The 4,766-nt window shown below is 40.9% G+C and carries 4 protein-coding genes; 1 reads left to right on the top strand and 3 read right to left on the bottom strand.

The genetic code is table 11. The annotated features are described in order from the left end of the window. Nucleotides 1-466: 466 nt before the first annotated feature. Nucleotides 467-694 (bottom strand): hypothetical protein, encoded by a 228-nt coding sequence (locus HRT50_RS17690; RefSeq protein WP_291616956.1) that lies wholly within the window; start codon nt 692-694, stop codon nt 467-469. Nucleotides 695-1,000: 306 nt separating this feature from the next. Between HRT50_RS17690 and HRT50_RS17685 the strand changes: the two genes are divergently transcribed. Then, nucleotides 1,001-1,750 (top strand): helix-turn-helix transcriptional regulator, encoded by a 750-nt coding sequence (locus HRT50_RS17685; protein WP_291616954.1) that lies wholly within the window; start codon nt 1,001-1,003, stop codon nt 1,748-1,750. A gap of 101 nt (nt 1,751-1,851) precedes the next feature. Here HRT50_RS17685 and HRT50_RS17680 read toward each other — a convergent pair whose 3' ends face one another. Together HRT50_RS17680 and HRT50_RS17675 are read right to left on the bottom strand one after the other, a co-directional pair. After that, a complete protein-coding gene (locus HRT50_RS17680) occupies nt 1,852-4,104 on the bottom strand; it encodes a molybdopterin cofactor-binding domain-containing protein (RefSeq protein WP_291616952.1) in 2,253 nt (750 codons plus the stop codon). Next, the gene (locus HRT50_RS17675; RefSeq protein ID WP_291616950.1) at nt 4,101-4,712 is read right to left on the bottom strand and encodes a (2Fe-2S)-binding protein; all 612 of its coding nucleotides are present in this window, start codon (nt 4,710-4,712) and stop codon (nt 4,101-4,103) included. The genes HRT50_RS17680 and HRT50_RS17675 overlap by 4 nt, the downstream gene beginning before the upstream one ends. Nucleotides 4,713-4,766 lie beyond the last annotated feature (54 nt).

Below are 4,766 nucleotides of genomic sequence, written 5' to 3'. Positions count from 1 at the left end.
CATCGGTGCATTGATGAACCAGATAATGATGTTTATTTAGTAAAGCTGTAACTTGCTCGTTAAGTGCTAAGTCATCTTCTATGATTAAAATGCGCGCTGACGGCAGCATAATTATACGCTCAATATAAAAACTGACTGATATCATACCTTTTTTATGCAAATAGTTCTTATTAAGTTTTAAGGTGTTTGATTTGCTAAGTAATTAATAGCATGTAAATTTAACTACTTAGCTTGGCGGGTACTTGTATGCCAACAAGCTCTGACAGTAAATGCCGAAGCTAGAGGGGTTATTAACTACCAAAAAGCACCGAAACCTCAGTACCCTATTTATGGCGTTCCTGCTACCGTGACTAGGACTCGTGTTGGTATTGCTCACTTTAAGTTGCCAACCCTGAAGTTCACATAAGCGTTTTACTATCGATAAACCAAAACCATAGCCGGTACTTTGGCTACCTTTTACTGCAATTTAGGTAACTTTGTCAGCAATATCAGCCTCTATTTCTGAGCCGGTATCGGCGATAATCAAGCAATTATCAAGATAACTTATGCGTACTTCACCCGCTTTGTTATTGAGCAAATAGCTGTGATCGATAACGGCTTGCTCAATCAAGGCGATTAAGTATACTGCAGAGTTTTTAACTGAAGTTTGCTCTTCTCGTGCTAATGGTAATAAGGTCACCACCGTTTGCTCCATTTACACACTAGCATCACCAATACGCTTTATCAGGGTATCGACGGCTAGGGCATCATTAGCTTGTTGAGCTGCATATTTATTTAGGTTATGGCTAGTGTTGATATTCTTAGCTATAGAGCAATATTCTCAAATATTCAGTTAGTTATTTCTTCATGAATAACCAAGAATACTCTTAGCTACTAGGCAGTTAACAATAATAATCTTATAGTTGTTAGTTACTGGTAGTTAAACAAAGTAATCAGCAGCCGGCGCTTTACTTATAACTTTACTGATAAAGTATTTATCAAATTATATGGAATATTAGCCATGAACTTATCGATGACATTGGGTGAACAGTTAAAAAAATTACGTGCAGAAAAAGCGCTAAGTCAGCCTGAATTAGCCGAGTTAGCTGGTATTGAGCAATCTTACTTATCAAAATTAGAAAATGATAAGTCACTGCCATCAAATGAAGTATTAAGAAAGCTACTGAGTGCTTTCTCTTTATCCGTTGCTCAGTTACTTGAGTCACTAGATAAAAGCTATATAAAGAATAATTTACTGGTGATCAGTGATATTGAACAGCTATATCAACAGGCAAGCACTAAGCAGCTAAGCCAACAGCGTAATCTACTCTATATGGCAAGTTCACTAATTGTGCTTGCCGTGACCTTATTTTATGTTGGTTACAGTAAGCAGGTATTTAATGAGAGGTTGTATGAATACCGTTCCGATGGTGTGGTATTAACAGGAGAGCCAAGTGATGTATTTTGGAAGTGGCGAGACTTAATTGATATTAAAGACCGTAATGAAAAAGATGAAAAAACGCGCCAATTAAGAGTGGTTATGGCGCAGCGTAGTGATGTCTTAGTAAAGTTAGTGCCGACAAACAAAGGCTATTATTTTGAAGAGCCGGTTGCAGGTGGCCGACGTTTATTTACTAAGTCAAAACATGACTTACCAATAGTAGAACCTAGAGCTATTAATGCTTGGTTACAAGTATTGGGAGTCTTGTTATTGGTTAGCGGAATTATGGGGTTCGTGCTAGAACGTAGGTTATTCAAGTTAAGTAAATAAGTAAGTAAGTTACGGCTTAATCAGTAAAAGAAATGGTGCTAACATAATTTGTGTTAGCGCCATTTTTAAATAGATGTCTCTATACCCTGAGCGTATAAAGCTTAAACGGTAAAGACTTTATTCACCGGTAAATCACGAATACGTGTTTTACTGGCATGAAAAATAGCATTGGTGATACTCGGCGCTACCGGTGGTACACCTGGCTCACCAATACCGCCAGGAGGGGCGTCAGACTCAACAATATGCACGTGCATTTCAGGTACCTGGTTAATACGTGCTACCGGATAATCATGAAAGTTACTTTGCTGTACCTGGCCATCTTTTACCGATATCTCACCCATCAAAGCAATGGATAAACCAAATACCATAGCGCCTTCCATTTGCGCTTTAACCCTATCAGGGGTAATCACAATGCCACAATCTACCGCGGTATGCATTTCAAGTACGGTGACTTTATTGTTAACGACTTCTACTTTAGTTGCTGCGGCAACAAAAGAGCCAAAGCTACGTAAAAAGCTAATGCCCCAACCTTGGTTTTCTGGCAGTACTTGTTCAACCTTAGCCTTATCACTAATTAAGTTGATAAGATCTTTCATGCGCTTGGTATCAATTGGGTGGACTGCTAAGTCTAAATTATAATTAGAGTAGTTAAAGCCATTGTCATTTGGATCGATATGACGATCTGCACCGAGTAAATTGAGCCACATTTTTCTAGTGGGTAACTTTGCTTTTACCGCTAATTCATCGACAAAAGAGCCCAAAGCAAAGCCGTTATTAATACAGGCAACTGAGCGTACCCAACCCGGTCTAACAAAAGAGTCAACCGCGTGTTTTTCAATGCTTAAATTGTTTAAAGCAAAGGGAATATCGCCAAAACCCAGCGCTAGTTGACTATCACTGGGAACTTTAGCTTCGGCATTCCATAACCAGCCAATAGGTGGGTAAGCATTACGGCTAATCCAATGATCGGCACTGCCATTAGCGGTTAATTCTGCTTTACAGTAATTGGCTGAAATTGAATGGTAATAGCCATGTTGAATATCATCTTCTCGACTCCAAATAACCTTTACCGGACGTTTGCTGGCTTTAGCTAACTCAACCGCTTCAACAATAAAATCTGCCTTGGACTTTCGACCAAAAGCGCCGCCCATTAGTGTGACATTTAGCTCAATATTGTCTTGCTCGTCTTTTTCTAATCCTAACTCTAGGGCAACAGTACCCTTAGCCCATTGTGGGTTTTGAGTACCGGCCCAAATGGTACATTTTTTACCGTTAACAACTGCGGTAGCCGCAGGTGTTTCCATTGGTGCATGGTGTATGTAAGGCACAGTGTAAGTCGCTTCTAAGCTATTACTTTCATTATATTGATAGTTATAAACATCGCCTTTACTCGCAACTGTTTCACCTTGTTGATTTACTTGTTTGACAAGCTTTTTGCTAAATTCACTGCTGTTGTGGTTTTGCTTATCACCCAGTTGCCATTTGAGTTTAAGTTTTTTACGGCCTTCAATAGCTGCCCAAGTATTATTGGCTAATACTGCGACACCACCTAATGGATTGATACCTACTGGAATACTGCGCGGCTTAAGGGCGATAACATCAACCACACCTTTTACTTTTAAGGCTTCGCTGGCATCAAATGTGATGAGCTTACCGCCCACCACGGGTGGTCTGACGATTGTGGCAATCAACATATTTGGCAGTTGAATATCTTGGGCGTATTGCGCTTTACCAGCAACAATATCATCTAAGTCAGTTAACTTGACGTCTTTACCAATAAGTGAAAAATCACTATTGGCTTTTAACTTAATGGTTTTGCTATCAGGCGGAGTTAGTTTGGCAGCGTGACTGGCAAGCTCACCAAAGCTAATTTTTTCACCGGTAGCGTTATGCACAACATAATGTTTTTGTGCTTTTACAGCGCTACGGGGCACTTGCCAAATATTAGCGGCCGCTTGCTCTAGCATATCGCGGGCGACAGCACCTATTTGACGAATGCTGGTGAAGTGATTACGAATAGATGCTGAACCAGCGGTACCTTGTGATCCGTATTTTTCGTCAGCTTTGGCTTGGATAACGGTTACTTGTTGCCAATCAGCTTCTAGTTCTTCGGCAATAATTTGCGGCACGCTGGTGCGAATACCTTGTCCCATTTCACTGCGATGACAAACTAAGGTCACCATAGAATCGCTGGCAATACTGACAAAGAAGTTTAATTCATGGTTGAGTGTGCCGGTCGAAGACTTGGCTTGTGCCACAGCAACAGGCAGATTGATACCTAAAACAAAAGTACCCGTTGAAATACCAGCAACTTTTAAAAAACCACGACGACTGACATTTTCAATAGCGTTCATGATGCTGCTCCTTGCTTCTTACTAGCAAACTGGCGGGCATCAAAAATTTCAATTCTGCTTTTATTTGAAGGTAAAGTGCTAACAGGCAAGGTGCTAGCAGATGAGTTACCTGTAGCTGAATGACTGGCTGATAAACTACTCGCTGATAAATGAGTCGCCGCAGACTTTATTGCCGCTTTAATGCGTTTATAGGTGCCACAGCGACAAATATTACCTTGCATATGTTCAATTATTTGCTCATCGCTTGGTTGAGGAATGGCTTGTAATAACGCAGCTGCACTCATCATTTGGCCACTTTGACAATAACCACACTGGGGCACTTTGAATTCACGCCAAGCAACTTGTACGGCACTTTCACCCAATTTACCGTTATGATCTGCTAAACCTTCAATGGTGGTAATAGCTTGCTCAGCAATAGCCGATACCGGTGTCACACAAGAGCGCATTGCTTGGCCATTTACATGTACTGTGCAAGCGCCGCACTGTCCTGCTCCGCAACCAAATTTGGTGCCGGTGAGTTTTAACTCATCACGCAGGGCATAAAGCAGTGGCATTTGTGGATCAACATCAAGCTCAACAGGCTTATTGTTTAAGGTTATTTTGATCATACTGGCTCCAGGTTTTGTCAGTGTGAAGGTGTGTTTTGGTGTAAGTTACTCTCT

The sequence above is a fragment of the Colwellia sp. genome (assembly GCF_013215345.1).
Taxonomy (GTDB): Bacteria; Pseudomonadota; Gammaproteobacteria; order Enterobacterales; family Alteromonadaceae; genus Colwellia.
The sequence above is the reverse complement of the archived record's forward strand: the minus strand, read 5'-3'. Positions and strand labels throughout refer to the sequence as shown.